Here is a 17512-nt window from a genome sequence, read left to right as displayed (position 1 = left end):
ACATCACTCGTCGCCGTCTTTCTCGATGGTTTCCTCGTCGTCCTCGTCGGAGGCAACATCTTCTATCGGTCCCTGTTGGAGGTAAATCTGACGGAACGTATTGACGAAATTCAGGCGTTCAGATTTTTCGGCCAGTTTAAATTTGTCTTTGGATTTGGGATCGGCAATTTTTTTGTTCAGATCCTCGTCTGAGGTAAGTATTTTAACATCGTTGTCTTGATAGCTGAAGTAGTACCAGCGTCCCTTGCTGACTTGCAGATAGATGTTACACACCTGTTTGCTGGCCATCGGGATTTCTATGTAGCCGTCTATTACAAGGTTGATATTCTCCTTGAATATGTTGGACAAGTGAATCTTGCCTTTGCTGTAGAAGGCACGTTGTTTTTCCGACCAGTTCATATTGACATTGTGCATGACCAGAGGAAGCGGCAATACATCCGAAATTTCGGCTCGTCCGCGTGTGATGCGGCGCTGGAAGTCGTCCAGATCGGATTTTGAGATAATATTTGCCAATTTGTAGAGTAGTTCCTCATTATTTGGGATAGCTGTTTCGTCCAAATCAACTTGCTTTTTGATGTGGCGGGCAATGTCTTTGAAAATATCGCCTTTTCCTTCTTCTAAGCGGATGGCCATGAGTGCCTGCATCGAGTAGTTGTTCTGATTGTATTTGGCGCTGCCTTTGGCTGCGGCAAGGATAGCAAAGCGGTTGTCGGGTTTGACGAACTCTATTTTGCCTTCAAATTCTGCAATGCCTTTCGATCGGCTGAATCCGAAGCGATTGCCGACGTAGTTTTCTTTCCTGCCCTTGGTTTCTGTGATACGCATGTCGCCCTCCTGCCGTTCGATGCCGTTCTGTGTACCAAAAATTGCCCGGTCATTCTTGTTTTGGAGCGGTGCACGGTAGATAGCATAGATATTTTTGCTGCGTTCGTTGATGAAAATACCTGCTCCGACTATCTGATTTTGCACCTCTTCAATGGTTGGTACGGCAATATCGGATACGCCCTTGGCAGGAAACCAGATCTGGCTTTCTTCGTCTTCCAGATAGCGGTACTCGCCATTGAAGATAAGGCTGGCACTGTCGCCGCGCATCATTACCTCGCCTCTGAAAATAGTACCGGCTTTCCAGATCAGCTGTTCATCCTCGCTGATTTTAGTTTTGGTTTTGGTCAGGATCGCTTCGCGATTGCTGTTGCGCTCGTAGAGTCCGGGATTGAACTGCATGGGAATTTCAAAGACCTTGTCTTCGTCATTTTTGTAGTCGTAGATAGCCTCGCCGCTGTACTCGTGTTTAGAGAAGACTCTGATATTGCCTTTGCGCAATTTGTGGTATTGATTTTCTGCCTGTACAACTACCTGACAATCTAACAATGGCTCCATATCGCCTTCGGGGAGAATTTTGACTTTATTGCCGGCGGGTATGATATGGGCATCTACCGAGAAAATTTCAGGCACACCATCAACATTCAGGAAATAGGTTTTCAGGTCGTAGATAGCGCTTGCACCTTTAAAGGAAAGCCCTTTGCGTTTGGGATCGGTAGAAGTGAAGACAGAGTTATTCAAATTATCGTCGCCCTCCGGCATATTCATCTGCACGTTATTGTTGTCAAAGTTCCAGATCGCGCTACCCAGCGAGGTTTTATATTTCGTGTAGGGGAATCTGAAACTTTGTTCGCCTGCAACCTCAGTTTCGATCTTGGCTTTTCGTTCACTGCCGAGATCATAGTCTATCCGCACGTTTGTTGCAAGCATAGCAGGGTTGTCTGCATTGCCGTTTACTTTGATTTTGAAGTATTCGGCGTGTCGGGCTACATAACCATCCATTCGGAAGGCGAAATCGGCAGATTTGGCGATAGCGCCCTTGTTATCAATAATTCCGTTGCCTGCCAGTATTTTGGGAGTGAGCGTTAGCGTGCCTTTGAAAGTAGAGCGCTGATCTTCGCGGGTTGTTTCGCCGTACATGCGGAAGGGCTGGTTGACCGTGTCGGTGGTGGTGAGCATCATGCTGTCTTGCCTTGCGAGCCACTTGAGTTGGAAGTCGGTCATGTCAACAGCGGGGTAGCTGGTGCCTAAGTATTCACCCGCAAGAATGCGCCCTGAGTTGTGCTCTTTGCGGCGATTTTTGGCAGCTTCGCCCATGGTAGTTACCGAGTCGGGGTAGTACATAAAGTCTGCTGAGTTCAATTCTGCTGACAGGTAGCTGATGTTGCCATTGCCGCGAATACCGTCATTGTTGAGTACGATTTGGCCTTCAAAGTAGCCGGTAGTTGGCCTTGGAGTGCCGATAGAATCAGTGTAGAGTGGATAGCCTTTTGGGAATTTGTCGAGATTTTTGGAAGTTTTATGTACGAAACCAAAAGAACCGTCGCGCTGTTGGCTAATGGTTTCCTGAAAGTCGGGGAAGATACCTTCGGTCTTGAAAGTACCGTCGAATCGTTCGGCCCCTGCCGCCCGATCGCTACCCTTGAGGTTGAAGGCATCCATATCGAATCTGACGCGGTCTTTGTAGGATTGACTGCCCTCGATCTGGCTGCCCTCGAAGGCAATGTAAGCGCCTGCACCTGCCCTGAATTCGGGATAGCGGTCGTTGGGTTCGTTAGCATAGCGCCGCATTTGCCCTGATCGGTTTTTGGGATTGGCTACGTAGAGTACGCCGCTGGCTGCCTGAATCTTGTTTTGCATCATCAGCACCTCGTCTCTTCTCGTTTTTTCATTCCTGACCATTATTACAAAGCCAAGCGAGTCGCGCTGTGCCATGACGATGGAATCTACCTTGGGCATATCTACCAGAAAACTGTCGTAGCTGAAGCGCATGTCTTGTCCATAGTAAAGGTCTTTGATGCGCTTGCGTTTGAGGATTTCTACTTTGCCACTGACGAGTATTTCGCGATTTTGCCGGATGCGGACGGTACTGTCGGCGGGCCAAGCCCATACCCCCTCGCGGGAGTCTTCGTCCCTGCTTTTAGTGCGCTGGGCGTTCTGTGTATCGTACTGGTCGGGTTCGGTAGGTCGCCAGATCGGGAAGATCGCCACTCCCTTTACGTTCATTTCGTTATTAGACAGGTTGAGTACGATATTTTTTCCGTCTTCCGTAATAGATCTAAGTTCGAGGTTGTCGTAGTCCACCTGCCCAAGGCTGGCGTTAGCGTACAAAATTGCCTTTCGCTTGAGTTCTATCCAGTCTGTGCTATCGTCGTAGCTAAGGAAGCCCATTTTGTCCATGCGCTTCATGGCAAGTCTTACGTTGCGCACAGGTATTTTGGAAGCATCTGCAAGTTCGAGGGCGGTAAAGTTATTGCTCTTTACCCGTTTGGCATGTGCAACGGCAATTCCTACAGGATTAAAAGTTGATTTCATGCGCACTTCCTGCGTGTAGACCATGTCAGAAAAATAGTCAAGCGAGCGGATGTAGAGCGCAACGCGGTTGGTATCGGAAACATTTTTGTTCGATACGGTTAGGTCTAAGATCATGCTGTCCTGCGTTACGTCCCACGTGAGGCGGTCGGCATACATTTCTACCTTGTGGTAGGTGTCTATGAACGGCGCCATTCCATATTCGCGGCGTTCTTTGCGGGCAGAAAGTTTACCTGCGCCATGGTTGTAGCGCAGCATCACTCCGGGATGCGTAACAGAGTCCTGTCCATTGTTCAGATAAATTACCACTTCCGATGCAGGGTTGGCTAAGGTGCTGTCTGTAAAGTTGAAGTTGCGGCGCGAGGCAGCCCGAAATTTTAACTCACCGTTCTTTTTGATAAAAACAGTAGATGGGCGGTTGCTGAAATTAGCACTTGAAAAATTCCGCCCGATGAGGCTGAAACCACCGATATATTCAACATCTTTGGCGATCCCCTTGACAGGAATATTGGCATAGTAGGATTGGAAGCGTGGGTAAGTAGCTTTTTCGCGCTGTGCGACGCGCTGGCTGTTAAACTCATACACACCCAATACGACGGAGTCTGTTTTGGCAGGGTAGCTCAGGCGGGCAAACTCTGCTTTGAGCGTAGGGCGACGCACATCGAAATGGTATTCGTCGAAAGTACAGGTGATTTCGTTGGCAGGTAGCCCAACGCGCGTCCAGTCTGTTTTTCCGCCTTTGCCGATAAAGCGGGTTTGCATGATAAAGAGCCTGCCTTCTGTTCCTCTGATTGTTAGCGTATCGGCAGAGGTGCGGATTGTCAGGTCTGTTGGCTCAATTTTGATGAATCCACCGCCAAGTACAGGCATTTGCGGTTTTTCAAAAATAATAGCCGTCTGTCCCGGACGCATTCTTTTGGAGGGTTCAGGTGCAACCTCGGGTTCGGAAGTATCCCAACCACTGCTGTTGTCCCAGTTGCTGTCGTCCCAGGGGTCAGCGGCAGGTGTCGGGTTTTGTGCGACCGGCTCTTCCTGTGGCATCCATTCTTCGGTATCGGGTGGTGCGGCTGTTCGGTCGCCTGTTTTAGCATATTCAAAGCTGAATTTAGTGGTCATGGGTATGCTGACGGTAGAGGCTGTTGATTTGTACATCACTCCTTCTGCGAGGAATTGCTTGAGAATAGTCAGCATTCGCATCAAGGCTTCAGAGGCATATTTTTTCTCCTCGGCTGTTGCTTCAATCATAGATAGCATTGCCGCTTGCTGATCTGCGGGCAGTTTCCGATCTCTTACTGCAATAGTAGAGCAGATGAGCAGATTTTCTATATGGGTAAGAAAATTAGGATTCTTGAGTTGAATATTGCGGGCGATATTAAAAAGCTTTGTTTTTTCTGCGGCTGCCATTTGTCCGTCCCAGATGGGCTGGAAATTGGTCAGGGTTGTTTTGGCAGTTGGGCTGGTCGAACGTTGGTAGAGTACCTCCAGATTGCCAATAAAGCTGCCTTCTTCTTTCAGCGCAATAGACTGCGCATGAACAGCGCCGGCAGCTATGCCAAAGCAGCAGATGAGTAGCCAACGATAAAGCACAAATTTTCCCATAAATAATTCAACTTGTTTTGGTTCAATAACGCATTATTGTTTTGCGAATTGCAGCGCTGTCCAACTGTTTTTCTCGCTCATGCGTTCTCTTTTCAGTCCTTGCAATTGGCAGGCAGCCTCTACATAAGCAACATCCCTTGTGTAAAAGCCGCTAAGGAGCAATTTACCACCATGTGCTAGTAGCGAGGCATATGCAGGAATCTCTGCCAGCAATACACTCAGGTTAATATTAGCAAAAATCAGGTCATAGTAGCCCGAAGGGCGGCTACAATCTGCTACTGTACCCACGTAAGTGTTTATCCGTACGCCGTTGAGTTGGGCATTTTCGTTAGTACTTTCTACCGACCAGTTCTCAATATCGCATGCATCGGCTTGTATAGCGCCTTTTTTCAGCGCCAGAATTGCCAAAATACCCGTTCCACATCCAAAATCAGCTATTTTTTTGCCTGTACAATCCAGATCTAAGATCAGTGCCAGCATCTGTGAGGTTGTTTCGTGATGCCCTGTACCAAACGACATTTTGGGGGTAATCAGCAGGTCGTAGGGGTAAGGGAGTCCCTGGCTATTTGTTGGAGCAGTGTGAAATTCTGCCCGTACAATGCAACGGTCGTCCACTACCACAGGCTGATAGTTCTCCTCCCAAATCTGATTCCAGTTTTGTTTAGCTTCCTCCCGAATTTCCATGCGGATGTCAGCGCCGCCACTGTAGCGGCTGATAATCTGCTGAACAACTGTCGGGTTAAAAAGATCTGTTTCAACAGAGGTTTCAAATGCGCCACTTTCCAGATCCAAAAAAGTATCGAAGCCCGTCAGCGAGAGTTCTGCTTTGAGTATATCTGACAGATCTCCGGAAGCATATACGGTAAGGATGGTGTAGGACATGCAATTGATGATTAAATCCGATACAAACCTACAGCAATTTTTGGGCAAAGGGAATGCTGCACATCGGTAGATCTGAGTTTTTAGCTGTGCAGCCAAGGGCGCAGCAGTTTGTTTAGAAGAGGCAAGAGCACAAAAACCATCAGCGGTACAATAATGAGCGTCAGTACTAAAGTGCGCAGGGGTAGCACCTGAATGCTATTTACATAATCGCCAATGATGGAAAGGAGCAGTGTAAGGGTCGGGTAGATAGCTATCCATATAACGATAGCCGTTTTCCATCGGGGAACTTGTTGCATGTTGCCGGTAAAAAGTAATTTTTCAGAAAATATTTCATAATAGATAACAACCTGTCAATACGATTTGTTCAGTGTAGGCTGCTCAAGAAGTTCTGCGCGATTTTTAGATTTATCCACTTTTTCATCAAGTGCCTTCTCATGTACCCAACATGTGAGGCACAGTTTTCGTACAATACGACATATAATCATAAAAGACCTGCGGTAATGAAACGAATATTACTCTTTGGCGCTGTCAGCAGCCTGCTGCTCGGACTTATTGGCGCTACTTTTTGGTACCAAGAACTACAATATCTCTTGCCTACACCTGTACCCAAAGGCTATCGAATCGTCTCGCCGGGCGAGCTGGTAGCTTTCAATGAGCAATTACTTCCGCAACAGCACAAAAAGCCGATTGTGCTGCACTTCTTCAGCCCTTCCTGTCCTTGCTCGCGTTTTAACCTGCGCCATTTTGCTGCGCTGTACAAAACATACCGCAACCGGATAGATTTTTTTGCCGTAACGCCCGATGCACAGGACATAGAAAAAGCCAGAGGATATTTGCCGGAGGGTATAACTGTGATACACGATAAAGATGACCGACTGGCGCAGGCTTGCGGAGTCTATTCTACGCCACAGGCAGCGATTATCAGAACAGATAACACCTTGTTTTTCAGGGGTAATTACAATCGTTCACGCTATTGTACCGACAAAGCAACCAATTACGTGGAACAGGCATTAGTCAGTTTAATAAATAACCGCCCCTTACCTGCTTTCGACTCCTTAGCAACTATATCTTATGGTTGTGCGCTATCGCAATAATCAGTATCACAATAAGCAGTTGTTATTAAACTATTTGAAATGGAGAAGATTCACACTGTTGATGCTGTCAGTCTTTCTGATGCAGAAAAAAGAGAAATATTTAGCAAACTATACAGAAGGTCAGACAAGATTATCAACTATGTGCTGGCAGTTAAATTTCTCTTTGGGCTTGCTATTGCATCTTTTTATGATACTTGGCTCATAGCACTGATTGTAGGTGGGTCCTCGATAGGGCTTTATTACGCGGCTAAGTGGATTTATCCTGAAAAGAATCTATACCAATATGTGCTTAGCGCTATTTCTGCAATTTTTGCAGCACAGTTCATTTACCAGATGCACGGGCTTTTTGAGATGCACTTCTGGGTATTCATTAGTGCTACAGTTCTGATTACTTACCAGAACTGGCGCTTGCAACTGCCTCTCATTACAATCGTTGTGGTGCACCATGCCATATTTGCTTATTTACAGTATATAGGTATCAAGGAAGTTTATTTTACGCAGTTAGACTATATGGATCTGACGACGTTTATCTTCCATGGGCTGCTGGCTGCTACTGTAGCGGGTATTTCTGGCTTGTGGGGGCATATGCTGCACAAACAGACGCTTAAAGATGCCGCATATGCCAAAATTCTTGATGAACAACAATACGAGTTACTGGCGACTCTTGAGCGCAACGAGTCCTACATCGAAGAGATTAAACAGACATCTGAGGAGCTTTACGCTAGCAATGAGCGGATCTCGTATATGAACCAAATGCTGCAGAGACAGAATCAGAATGTGCAGGCGAGTATACAGTATGCCCAGCGCATACAAGAGGCGCTGCTGCCCGATGAAAAACGCATGCACGAGATATTCCCTCAGGCTGTAGTTTTTTACCGGCCCCGCGATATAGTCAGCGGCGATTTTTTCTGGGTCGAGGAAGTTGACGGAAAGAAGATTCTGGTCGTAGGCGATTGTACAGGGCACGGTGTACCGGGTGCTTTTATGAGCCTAATTGGTATCAATTTTTTGTACCAGATTATTAAAATGGATAAGATTATCTCGCCTGCGCTGATACTTGCACAACTACGGACAAGAGTTTACAAGGCTCTGAAGCAGGAAACCACCGGTAATCGGGATGGGATGGATGTCAGTGTTATTGTGATTGATCAGGAAGCCAAAAAATTACATTTTGCAGGAGCAAAAAGTGATTTGGTGATTTTTGATGACAAAGGTAATCAGCAGATCTTTAAGGGCGATAAAATCAGCATCGGCGGAAGCATTGGAAGGGAGGCATTTAATAATCACAGCATATGTATTTGCAACAAAACTTGCTTTTACGCATTTACAGATGGCTACAAAGACCAGATTGGCGGCGCTCAAAAGCGCAAACTCGGGATAAAGAACTTCAGAGAATTATTAGGGATTGTACACAATTTACCTGTCGATATGCAGGTAAATCAGTTTCAGACCTTCATTGATGAGTGGCAAAAGGAAAGCAACGAAAAGCAATTAGACGATATGCTTATTGTCGGTGTAAAACTCTGATCGTGAAAGATTGACGTATGTATACGAGACGTTGGCTTTACGACAATCAATCAGTGAAGTTCTCCATTGTATGTCTGGTGGATAACAGATTATCTGTAACGATTTGATTATCTGCAATCAGTTCGAGTAACTGCTCGATCGGCGGCATAACTCCGTCGTGGATAACGCGACGGGCACCTATCAGCCTGCGTCCGTAATAAGATTCCCAATTAACATTATTGACGTTATCAATCGTGATTCCGCGATTGGCAGCATGGATCATTACCAATTCTTCGCCTGCTTCAGAGATCACCAAAGCTGCATGATTGACTCTGAATTTGCCACGGCGATCTTTATTGCCAAAGAAAATCAGATCGCCTTTTCGGGCTTCTTCAATGGCTATCGGAGTGCCAAATACTGCCTGAGATGCAGAGGAACGGGGCAGCGAGTAGCCAAAACGACTCATGATGTAAGATGTAAAACCTGAACAATCAAAGCCTCTGGGGCCTTGTCCCGCACGGCGATAGGGTCTGCCAAGGTACTGCTTGGCGTAGAGAACGATACTGTCGCGGAGGGTTTCATAAGGATCGGGCAGCCATAGCTGCAAGGGAGTTCTGAAGGGAATGGGCTGCGGATTGGCAGCAATTTGGGGAAGTTCAAATTCCCACTTGATAGGAAGCGTGGGAAGCTCGGTAATAGTTACAGCAGCAGGTTGGGTAGACTTAACGCGCTTACCTAAGCTGTCCGGGCGATTCTTGACTAACAGTGCGAGCGGACTTGTTTGTGTACAACTTGTGAATGCAATCACTGATATACACAACACTGTCCACAGACCTCGTTGCAGTAAAATCATGCCTAATTATGTAGTTTGTTTCGTATAGCTTTGTGCCATCCGATCGCAAAAATAGCACGGATTTCCTAAAAACCTAATTTAAGCGACAATGAATCCTGAGAAAAAGTACTTTTTCAAGACAAAATTAGACAAAAGATGGTCAGATCTGGATGAGGCCCGTGTTGTGAATAACGCTAAGGTGATGACTTATTTCGAGGAAGTCCGCATTCGTTTTTTGAATCAGGTACTGTCGTGGGATTGGGAGCAGCACGGGCTGGTCGTTGCCAATGCAAATATCAACTACAGGCTCCCGATGACCTATAAAGGTGAGCTTTACGGCTTTTTACAATGTACACATATTGGCAATAAAAGTCTGACTTTCAGTAGTATGCTGGCCGAACAGAATGGTGAAGACTGGCGCATTACAGCCGATGCTACTTTTACATTAGTCGGTTTTGACTTTGTACACATGCATTCTGCGTACATTCCGGAGGAGTATAAAGCGCAGCTACAGGCCACTATGGGTGCTTAGCGGCATGCCTGATCAGCACATCCAACGGTACATATTGCAGCGTTTTTTCGTGCGTAGCTTCCAGTACGATGGGTGGCGCAACTCCGGCGCGATGAGCTTCTGCCCACCGCGAGGCACACAGGCACCATTTATCGCCTGCCTTTAAGCCCGGGAAACGGTACTCAGGGCGTGGGGTAATTAGATCGTTGCCTCTGCTGAGCGAAAATTGTAGAAACTCATCTGTTACAACGGCGCAAACGGTGTGTGTGCCCAGATCTTCTTCGCCCGTATGGCAACAGCCATTGCGGTAATAGCCGGTCAGCGGCGCTAAACTGCAAGGAATCAACCGACCCCCTAAAACGTTTTTAGACATGATGACAAGCGATTGAATAAATACTAACACACTATTCAATTAAGGCTACAATTATGGGCCACCACTTTACGCGCCATTTCCTTGGCTGTTTCCAAATTTTTTGCCTTAGGCGTGTATAAATTGCCGGCACTCATATTTTTTTGAAGGTCTTCTTGGTCATACATCAGTTCGAGGGTAATGTTGCCCATAGCGTAAGAAGACTCTAAAATTATTTCCGCTCTTAAGCCATTTTTAATGCAAGTGGGAAAATAGTATTTTTGAATCCAGTCTAAAAAATCAAGCGAAGCACTTTCCAGATAAGTATGATCAGAAATCATCGCTTTTATACCTTCCGCTTTGAAAAAATCCAAGGAAAACTGGCAGGCTTCAATAGCTTCGGGAAAATCTAACGACAAAAAACCTTTCCAATAAGCAAAAACTGTGTCATTGACTTCGTCTCTAATGTCGTAAATTTCTGCAAATGGGTTTTCAAAAACCTTTTTCATAATCGTATTGCTTGTTTGATTTAGTTTGACTGTGAATCTACAATTTATTCAGATGCTTTGCAATAAGAAAATTACAAAATCGCTCGATTAGTTAGTGCGCTTCTAACCAATTTTCTCCTATGCCAACCTCTACTTCGAGCGGCACTTCCAAAGTATAGGCTGATTCCATCAGTTCTTTCACTTTGGCGCGCATGATTTCCTGTTCGGGGCGGTACACGTCAAACACCAGTTCATCATGCACCTGCAAAATCATTTTTGACTGTATCCCGCTGTTCTTCAGCCAGTTGTGAATTTTAATCATGGCAATTTTAATCAAATCGGCAGCACTGCCTTGAATCGGTGCGTTGATGGCATTGCGCTCGGCAAAGCCGCGCTGGGTAAAGTTGCGGCTGTTGATGTCGCGCAGGTAGCGGCGGCGCTTGAGGATGGTTTCTACGTATTCGCGTTCGCGGGCGGTGTGTATCACGTCGTCCATGTATTGCTTCACGGCGGGGAACTCGGCAAAATAGGCATTGATCAGCTCGGTAGCTTCTTTGCGCGGGATATTGAGTCGCTGCGCCAATCCGAAGGCGGAGATGCCGTAAATGATGCCAAAATTGGCAGTTTTGGCGCGGCGGCGCATTTCGATGTCTACTTTTTCTATCGTAACTTTAAAAATTTTAGCAGCAGTTGCTGCATGAATGTCTCGCTTTTGCCGAAAAGCCTCTATCATAGATGCGTCTTTGCTAAACGATGCCATGATACGCAGTTCTATTTGGGAATAATCGGCCGACATAAGTACGTAGTCGGGGCTGCGCGGCACAAAAGCCCGACGGATTTCGCGCCCTTTTTCAGTGCGGATGGGAATGTTTTGCAGGTTGGGGTTGTTGCTGCTCAATCGCCCTGTGGCGGCTACTGCCTGATTGTAAGTGGTGTGGATCAGTCCGTCCTTAGGGCTTAGCAGTTGCGGCAAAGCATCCACATAAGTAGATTTGAGCTTCTGCAACTGCCTGAATTCTAAGATATGCTGCGCAATGGGATATTCAGCGGCTAATTGTATTAAAATTTCTTCGCCTGTGGCGTACTGACCTGTGGCGGTTTTTTTAGGCTTGTCAATTAATTTGAGTTTATCAAACAGAATATGCCCCAGTTGTTTAGGCGAACCGATGTTGAACTGTTCGCCTGCATCGGCATAAACTCTCTGCTCGGCAGCGCGAATATCCACTTCTAACTCCTTAGAATAAGCTGCAAGCGCCTCAGTATCAATGCGTACGCCTGCCCTTTCCATGTCTGTCAGCACTTGTACGAGCGGCATTTCTACCTCGTAGAACAGCTTTTCCAGCTCTTGTTTTTTGAGCAGCGGAGCAAATTTTTCGTACAGTTGTAAGGTGATGTCTGCATCTTCGGCGGCGTATTCGGTTATATCGGCGAGGGGTATTTCGCGGATAGAGAGTTGCTTTTTGCCGCGCATAGTCAGCTCGTTATAGCTGATGGTTTTGTAGTTGAGGTAGTTTTCAGCCATGATGTCCATGCCGTGCCTGCCTTCGGGTTCTATGAGGTAGTGCGCCAGCATGGTGTCAAAAAGTTCGCCTTTGACCTCTATCCCATAGTTGGCAAGCGCAATGAGGTCATATTTTAAATTTTGACCGATTTTGCCGATTTTTTCGTCTGAAAAGACAGGTTGAAATTCTTGCAAGACAGCGGCGGCAGCCTCTCGCTCTTCGGGAAGGGGTACGTAAAAAGCCTCGCCTTTGCGATAAGAGAAGGATAAACCTACAATTTCGGCCTCGTAGGCGCTTTCCGAAGTGGTTTCCGTATCAAAGCAAAAAGCCTTTTGCAGCGCTAGAAAGCGAATAAGTTGGCGACGCAATTCAGGTGTATCTACTGTGTGATAATCAACGGCTACAGTGCGGATGGTTTGTTTTTCTTGGATGGCAACAACTTCATCATCATGCGGACGTTCCTTTGCCGCAGCAGGCGAAGACCCTTCGAAGAGCATACCTTGTGCCGAGACCTTAGCGGCAGGCGCTATAGGTTTTTCCTGCCCTGCCTCTTCACCAAAAATGCGCTTTTTAATGGTGCGAAATTCCAACTCGTCCAACAGTTGCCTTAATTCTTCACCTTTGGTGATGTGCAGTTTGAGCCGTTCCTCATCGAATACTATGGGAACTTCTGTATCAATTTTTGCTAATTCTTTTGATATGCGCCCTTGCTCGGCAAACTGAATCACATTTTCTTTTTGCTTGCCTTTGAGTTTATCAGTATTAGCTAATAAATTTTCTAAAGTATCAAATTCGGCGATGAGTTTGGCGGCGGTTTTTTCGCCAATACCGGGAATGCCGGGAATATTATCTACTGAATCGCCCATTAAGCCTATAATATCTACAACTTGTTCTACACGCTTAATGCTCCATTTTTCGCAGACTTCTTTCGAGCCTAAAATCTCTACTCCATTGCCCATAAAGGCGGGTTTGTAGAGGAAAATATTTTCCTCAACCAGTTGCCCGTAATCCTTATCGGGGGTCATCATGTACACCTGAAAGTTGCGGCGGGCGGCAATTTTGGCAAACGTACCGATGATGTCATCCGCTTCGTAGCCGTCTAATTCTAAAACGGGAATATCCATCGCCCGGCACAGCCTTTTCACTAAGGGAATGGCTATGGTGATGTCTTCGGGTTGTTCCTGACGTTGGGCTTTATAGGCTTCAAATGCGTCGTGCCGAAAAGTAGGCGCTGACGTATCAAAAGCAACGCCCAAATGAGTGGGTTTTTCTTTGGTTATTACTTCCAATAAGGTATTGGTAAAGCCAAAAACGGCGCTTGTATTCAGCCCTTTGGAAGTGATGCGCGGATTTTTGCTCAGGGCAAAGTGAGCGCGATAAATCAACGCCATAGCGTCGAGTAGGAACAACTTTTTCATAGGGCAAAGTAAACAAAAAAACCTGTCGGCATTTATCATTGCCGACAGGTTTCATGGTTCTACGCGCCTCCAAAACGCTAACGAACGGTCATTCTGACAGAGGCTGTCGCGCCGCCTTTAAATAATACTTTGATAATGTACACGCCTGCCGCTCCATAGAAAGGCAAATAAGCGTCTTGGAGCGTCTGTTGCGGAACGTCTTCATAGACAAGTTGCCCTAAGAGGTTGTAAATCATTACGCGCTCTATTCTGTCAGCTTTCTCGTTCAGGTAGAATCCTTTGCCTATTTCGGCTGGGTTAGGATAAGCCCTCAAATCGCTTTGCAAGTCGTCAAACAAGACAGCGATAACTTTTGAGTATTCAAAAGAACCGTCTTTATCGGTCATTTTAAGGCGATAGTAATTCACTCGGCGAGGCTCTTCATCGGTGTGCGTGTAGAATCCGCCACGCGCGCCTCTGCCGGGTATCTCTGCGATGACAAAGAAATTTTTCCCGTCAGAGCTTTTTTCTACAATAAATCGGTCGAAATTTACTTCGTTTATGGTTTGCCACTGCAATAAAGCGGTGGCGCCGTTTTTCTTACCGGAAAATTCAACCAACTCAACCGGCAGCAGCGCCAGATTCGGCGACTGCCCAATGCCGAAATCAGAGAAGCCCGACATGCCGCCGCGCGCAGTATTGTTGGGGTTATCGTCCAAACAGATGCCGCCGCCTATTTGCCAAGGGCTGCTGCCGTTGGCGCGGCGAATAATGGTAGTGCTAACGGTAGTAGCGCTGTTGCAAGTGATGCCAAAGTTGGAATAATGGCGATTGTAGAGCGTCATGTTGTAGTTGCCCGATGTGGTAATCTGTGTGTTAGACGCATTGAAGGCGTTAATTGTCCAATACCCGTGGTTGAGCATTTGGCAGTTGAAGTCTGCGTTGCAACTAAGCGGCAGCCCGGTCAGCGTAGGCACGCTGCCAAACGGATTGAAATAGGCCAACAAGTTATCCACACCCGAAGCGGTTGTAAAGTTCACATTTGCCAGTTGGTACTGCTTTTCTACCGAACAGGCGCTTGTGTAGTGGTTAATGACGTTGCCTGTTCCTTCTTCAAAGTCGTAGTAAGCCACCAGACCGGCAGGCGGATTGCATCGGTCTATCAACTGATTGCGCCAAGCGTCTATATCGGCTTGGCTGCGGGCTACATTCCAGATGCGCACCTCGTCTATTTGTCCGTTCATGTAGCTGTTCAGCCAACGGGCTAAGTAATTTTGCGTGCCGATGACGGTGTTCAAATTCCGATTGCCTTGCACAAAGAGTTGCCCGTTGATGTAAAAACGCACCAGCGAGCCATCGTAAGTGATAGCATAGTGCGCCCATTGATTGTGTAAAGCAAAAGGCGCGTTGTTGCCATCAATGTTGCTGCCCTCCAAGTTAATGCGGAAGTTATAGACTGAGTTTGTGCCGTTATTAACGCGCAAGGAGAAATCTTGCAAATTAGTTCCGGTAGAGCCTAAAGAAAACAACCCTCTGCTGCCGTCAAAAGCGCTCAGGCGCGCCCACATTTCTACGGTTCGCGGCGCATTGCCCGAAATTCCTACCGCAGCGGGCAATTGAACAAACTGATTGTGCGTTGGATTGAAGCTAAGCACTTTGGTAGGGCCAATGCCGGGGCTGTAGTTGGCCGTTTGCCAAGTTGGCAGGTTGCTGCTGTTGCCTTGCAAAGTTCCTTGTTTGGCAGGGTCTATGGTTGTATTGACAATAGATTTGACCAGCCCCACAGGGAAGTCATAGCTGCCCAGCGAATTGACATAGCGGCGCAATCTGCCGGCGACAAAACGCTTAGCCGCTTCGTTGTGCCCTTGCACGGCATTGGTCGCGCGGTTTTTAATCACCAACTCACGAAGCCCTTCGGTGCGCACATGCCCGTTTTGGAAAGTAAACACAGAGCCGTTTTGCAACACCATGTTGCCTAATCCCGCGCCATCCTTGATTTTCAAATAGGCGTCCGTGTTAATTGAAATGGTGGGCGTAGTATTGTTAAGCGTTACGTTAGGCAATTCACCCGAAGCGGTGGCGGTAAAGAAAGAATAGTTTTGCGGAGTTGTGCCGATAAATTTCATATTCGCCGAAGCGTTGGCGTTTAGTATGCCTTCGTGCCAAAAATGGCGGCAAATATTAAAAGTACTGTTGGCGGCAAGCGTTAATTGCCCTGTTTGATACAGATAAATATCGCGGCACGAGAAAGAGGCGTTAGCGGCAAGCGTAGGCCAGTGCGTGCCTGTCCGCTGAGAAAGTTGCGGAATGATAATATCGTAATTACAGTTAGGCAAACCGTTCAAGCCGCAGGGAATGCTCCAGTTGTCCGGGTCGTTGATGTTATTATCTTTGCCACCTTCCCACACGTACTCAAAAGTGCCGATGCAAATCGTATCTTTCAAGACGCAGTCGTTGCCTTCCACTTCAACGGCGTAGTTGCCGCGTGTGTAAATGTTCAATGAAATCGTTTGCGATGTGCCGATGACGGTAGGGTTTGGCACGCGATACCACTTGTAGCTGATGCCGTTGGGTCCGGCGTCTAAGGTGATGGTGGTGTTAAAAGCCACGTTAATATCGGCGCCCAAGTTCACTGAGTTGAAGCTGGAAAAGAAACCGTAGCGCGTTCCTGAAGCGGCGCCGCCATTGATAATGCCCGCATGAAAAAGCCCTGTGGAGTTGCTAATCAGACCGGTGCCGCCAGCGTTGAGGCTGGTAACAGGGATGTTGTCATAACGCGCCACCACCCAACCGGGCAAATTAGGAACGTTTTGAAAATCTGCCGGATTGATGGTAAGAAAATTAGAGGTAAAACTGCCTTTATGCGCATCTTTGACCATGATATAAACGCCAAAAAAATCAGAGGTAGAGCGGGTAAATCGTACGGTGCGAGAGCCGGTACAAGCCAGCGGCGGCACTAACGCTACGCCTGTTTCGCAACCAAACCCGCCAAAGTGCGCCACGTAAATGGGCTTGTTGGCTTTAATAGAGGCCCGCAACTGCGTAGCGTTTAAATTGAGAATGTACAAATTGCCGGGTGAAGTCAGGGTAACGTTAAACGGGGTGGCATCGCCTACGCGCTGCATGGTAACGGTTGTATTAGGCTGCGTTGCCATCACCACCACACGCTCGTCGTTGTTCAAAAATGCGCGCACAACGGCGTAATCGGTTCCCAAAATATTGGTAGGCACCAATTGGTCGCCGGCTAAGTCATAGCATCCGCCCGATGAAGTTTTAATAGAATCGTGAAACATGGTTACAGCCACCGGTTTGTTGGCGGTGATGTGCGTTCCGGCAGGCATATTGGGGCCTGTAGCGCCTGCTACCGTTCCGGCATAGCTTTGACCTTTATTGAGCGTTACGGTATAAGGCACGCCGGCGGTTCGTCCGCCTTCCAGCGTCTTGGTTGGCGTAATGGTAACGGTCGTGTTGTCTTCGGTGGCTACCACTATAAAACCCGAACGACCTTGAATCGTCAAAGGTTGATGGTCCCATACATTTTGAAGCGGCAGATAGAAGTTGGTTCCTAAGGCATTTTTTCCTTTCAGCGCAAAAATATCGGGGTTATTGACTCTGTTTACTTCGTAGTAAGCGGCTATGTTAGCGTTAGACTCTATCAAAATGCCTGTGTTTTTTGCCGCCGGCGGTCCGCCTGTGTCAAAAGGAGTTTCTATCATCGCCAAAAAAGGCGTCAAATCTTGCGAAACTGTCGTATTTGCCGGGATACTAAGGTTAATCGGCGTAAACAAGCCGTTTGCCGGCATGCTGATGGTAACGATAGCAGGGTCTGAAAAAGTGGTTACACGGATAAGAATAGGGTTATCTCCGTGCGTTTGAGATACATCAGGAGCCGCAAACCAAAACGTGCGGTCTATTTGCGCCAAAGCCTCCTTGTTGCAAAGCGTAGCTATGACACATAAGGTCAAAATAAAAATTTGTAAAAATCGTACCATAGGATT

At 47.1% G+C, this 17512-nt stretch carries 11 protein-coding genes; 3 read left to right on the top strand and 8 right to left on the bottom strand.

The window, feature by feature from the left end:
• Positions 1-3: 3 nt before the first annotated feature.
• The 3 genes from ACWIP2_RS10220 to ACWIP2_RS10210 form a co-directional block, all read right to left on the bottom strand.
• Positions 4-4953, bottom strand: a complete 4950-nt coding sequence (locus tag ACWIP2_RS10220; protein ID WP_448519832.1) for a hypothetical protein — start codon at positions 4951-4953, stop codon at positions 4-6.
• A 33-nt stretch (positions 4954-4986) separates the two neighbouring features.
• Positions 4987-5835 (bottom strand): 50S ribosomal protein L11 methyltransferase, encoded by an 849-nt coding sequence (prmA, locus tag ACWIP2_RS10215; protein ID WP_448519831.1) that lies wholly within the window; start codon positions 5833-5835, stop codon positions 4987-4989.
• 80 nt (positions 5836-5915) lie between these two features.
• Positions 5916-6131 (bottom strand): hypothetical protein, encoded by a 216-nt coding sequence (locus ACWIP2_RS10210; protein WP_448519830.1) that lies wholly within the window; start codon positions 6129-6131, stop codon positions 5916-5918.
• Between the two features lie 204 nt (positions 6132-6335).
• On the opposite strand from ACWIP2_RS10210, the gene ACWIP2_RS10205 reads away from it, so the two are divergent.
• Positions 6336-6929: a TlpA family protein disulfide reductase gene (locus ACWIP2_RS10205; RefSeq protein ID WP_448519829.1), complete on the top strand. Its 594-nt coding sequence runs from the start codon at positions 6336-6338 to the stop codon at positions 6927-6929.
• Between the two features lie 39 nt (positions 6930-6968).
• Positions 6969-8456 (top strand): PP2C family protein-serine/threonine phosphatase, encoded by a 1488-nt coding sequence (locus tag ACWIP2_RS10200; protein ID WP_448519828.1) that lies wholly within the window; start codon positions 6969-6971, stop codon positions 8454-8456.
• Positions 8457-8502: 46 nt separating this feature from the next.
• Here ACWIP2_RS10200 and ACWIP2_RS10195 read toward each other — a convergent pair whose 3' ends face one another.
• Positions 8503-9288, bottom strand: a complete 786-nt coding sequence (locus tag ACWIP2_RS10195) for a C40 family peptidase (protein WP_448519827.1) — start codon at positions 9286-9288, stop codon at positions 8503-8505.
• An 88-nt stretch (positions 9289-9376) separates the two neighbouring features.
• Between ACWIP2_RS10195 and ACWIP2_RS10190 the strand changes: the two genes are divergently transcribed.
• Positions 9377-9799: an acyl-CoA thioesterase gene (locus ACWIP2_RS10190; RefSeq protein ID WP_448519826.1), complete on the top strand. Its 423-nt coding sequence runs from the start codon at positions 9377-9379 to the stop codon at positions 9797-9799.
• On the opposite strand, the gene ACWIP2_RS10185 is transcribed toward ACWIP2_RS10190, so the two are convergent.
• The 4 genes from ACWIP2_RS10185 to ACWIP2_RS10170 form a co-directional block, all read right to left on the bottom strand.
• Entirely contained in the window at positions 9786-10151 is a 366-nt protein-coding gene (locus tag ACWIP2_RS10185) for a DUF2237 family protein (RefSeq protein ID WP_448519825.1), read from the bottom strand. The genes ACWIP2_RS10190 and ACWIP2_RS10185 overlap by 14 nt on opposite strands.
• Positions 10152-10186: 35 nt before the next feature.
• Entirely contained in the window at positions 10187-10636 is a 450-nt protein-coding gene (locus tag ACWIP2_RS10180) for a hypothetical protein (RefSeq protein ID WP_448519824.1), read from the bottom strand.
• A gap of 91 nt (positions 10637-10727) precedes the next feature.
• On the bottom strand, positions 10728-13535 hold the full coding sequence (polA, locus tag ACWIP2_RS10175; protein WP_448519823.1) for a DNA polymerase I: 2808 nt from the start codon (positions 13533-13535) through the stop codon (positions 10728-10730).
• 77 nt (positions 13536-13612) lie between these two features.
• A complete protein-coding gene (locus ACWIP2_RS10170; RefSeq protein WP_448519822.1) occupies positions 13613-17506 on the bottom strand; it encodes a LamG-like jellyroll fold domain-containing protein in 3894 nt (1297 codons plus the stop codon).
• Positions 17507-17512: the final 6 nt, after the last annotated feature.

This window comes from Rhodoflexus sp. (assembly GCF_053489755.1).
Note: the sequence above shows the minus strand (reverse complement) of the source record. Positions and strands in the feature narration are given on the sequence as shown.

Coding starts and splice junctions, on each gene's coding strand:
- ACWIP2_RS10220 (WP_448519832.1), bottom strand. CDS start 4,953: ATGGGAAAATTTGTGCTTTATCGTTGGCTACTCATCTGCTGCTTTGGC.
- prmA (WP_448519831.1), bottom strand. CDS start 5,835: ATGTCCTACACCATCCTTACCGTATATGCTTCCGGAGATCTGTCAGAT.
- ACWIP2_RS10210 (WP_448519830.1), bottom strand. CDS start 6,131: ATGCAACAAGTTCCCCGATGGAAAACGGCTATCGTTATATGGATAGCT.
- ACWIP2_RS10205 (WP_448519829.1), top strand. CDS start 6,336: ATGAAACGAATATTACTCTTTGGCGCTGTCAGCAGCCTGCTGCTCGGA.
- ACWIP2_RS10200 (WP_448519828.1), top strand. CDS start 6,969: ATGGAGAAGATTCACACTGTTGATGCTGTCAGTCTTTCTGATGCAGAA.
- ACWIP2_RS10195 (WP_448519827.1), bottom strand. CDS start 9,288: ATGATTTTACTGCAACGAGGTCTGTGGACAGTGTTGTGTATATCAGTG.
- ACWIP2_RS10190 (WP_448519826.1), top strand. CDS start 9,377: ATGAATCCTGAGAAAAAGTACTTTTTCAAGACAAAATTAGACAAAAGA.
- ACWIP2_RS10185 (WP_448519825.1), bottom strand. CDS start 10,151: ATGTCTAAAAACGTTTTAGGGGGTCGGTTGATTCCTTGCAGTTTAGCG.
- ACWIP2_RS10180 (WP_448519824.1), bottom strand. CDS start 10,636: ATGAAAAAGGTTTTTGAAAACCCATTTGCAGAAATTTACGACATTAGA.
- polA (WP_448519823.1), bottom strand. CDS start 13,535: ATGAAAAAGTTGTTCCTACTCGACGCTATGGCGTTGATTTATCGCGCT.
- ACWIP2_RS10170 (WP_448519822.1), bottom strand. CDS start 17,506: ATGGTACGATTTTTACAAATTTTTATTTTGACCTTATGTGTCATAGCT.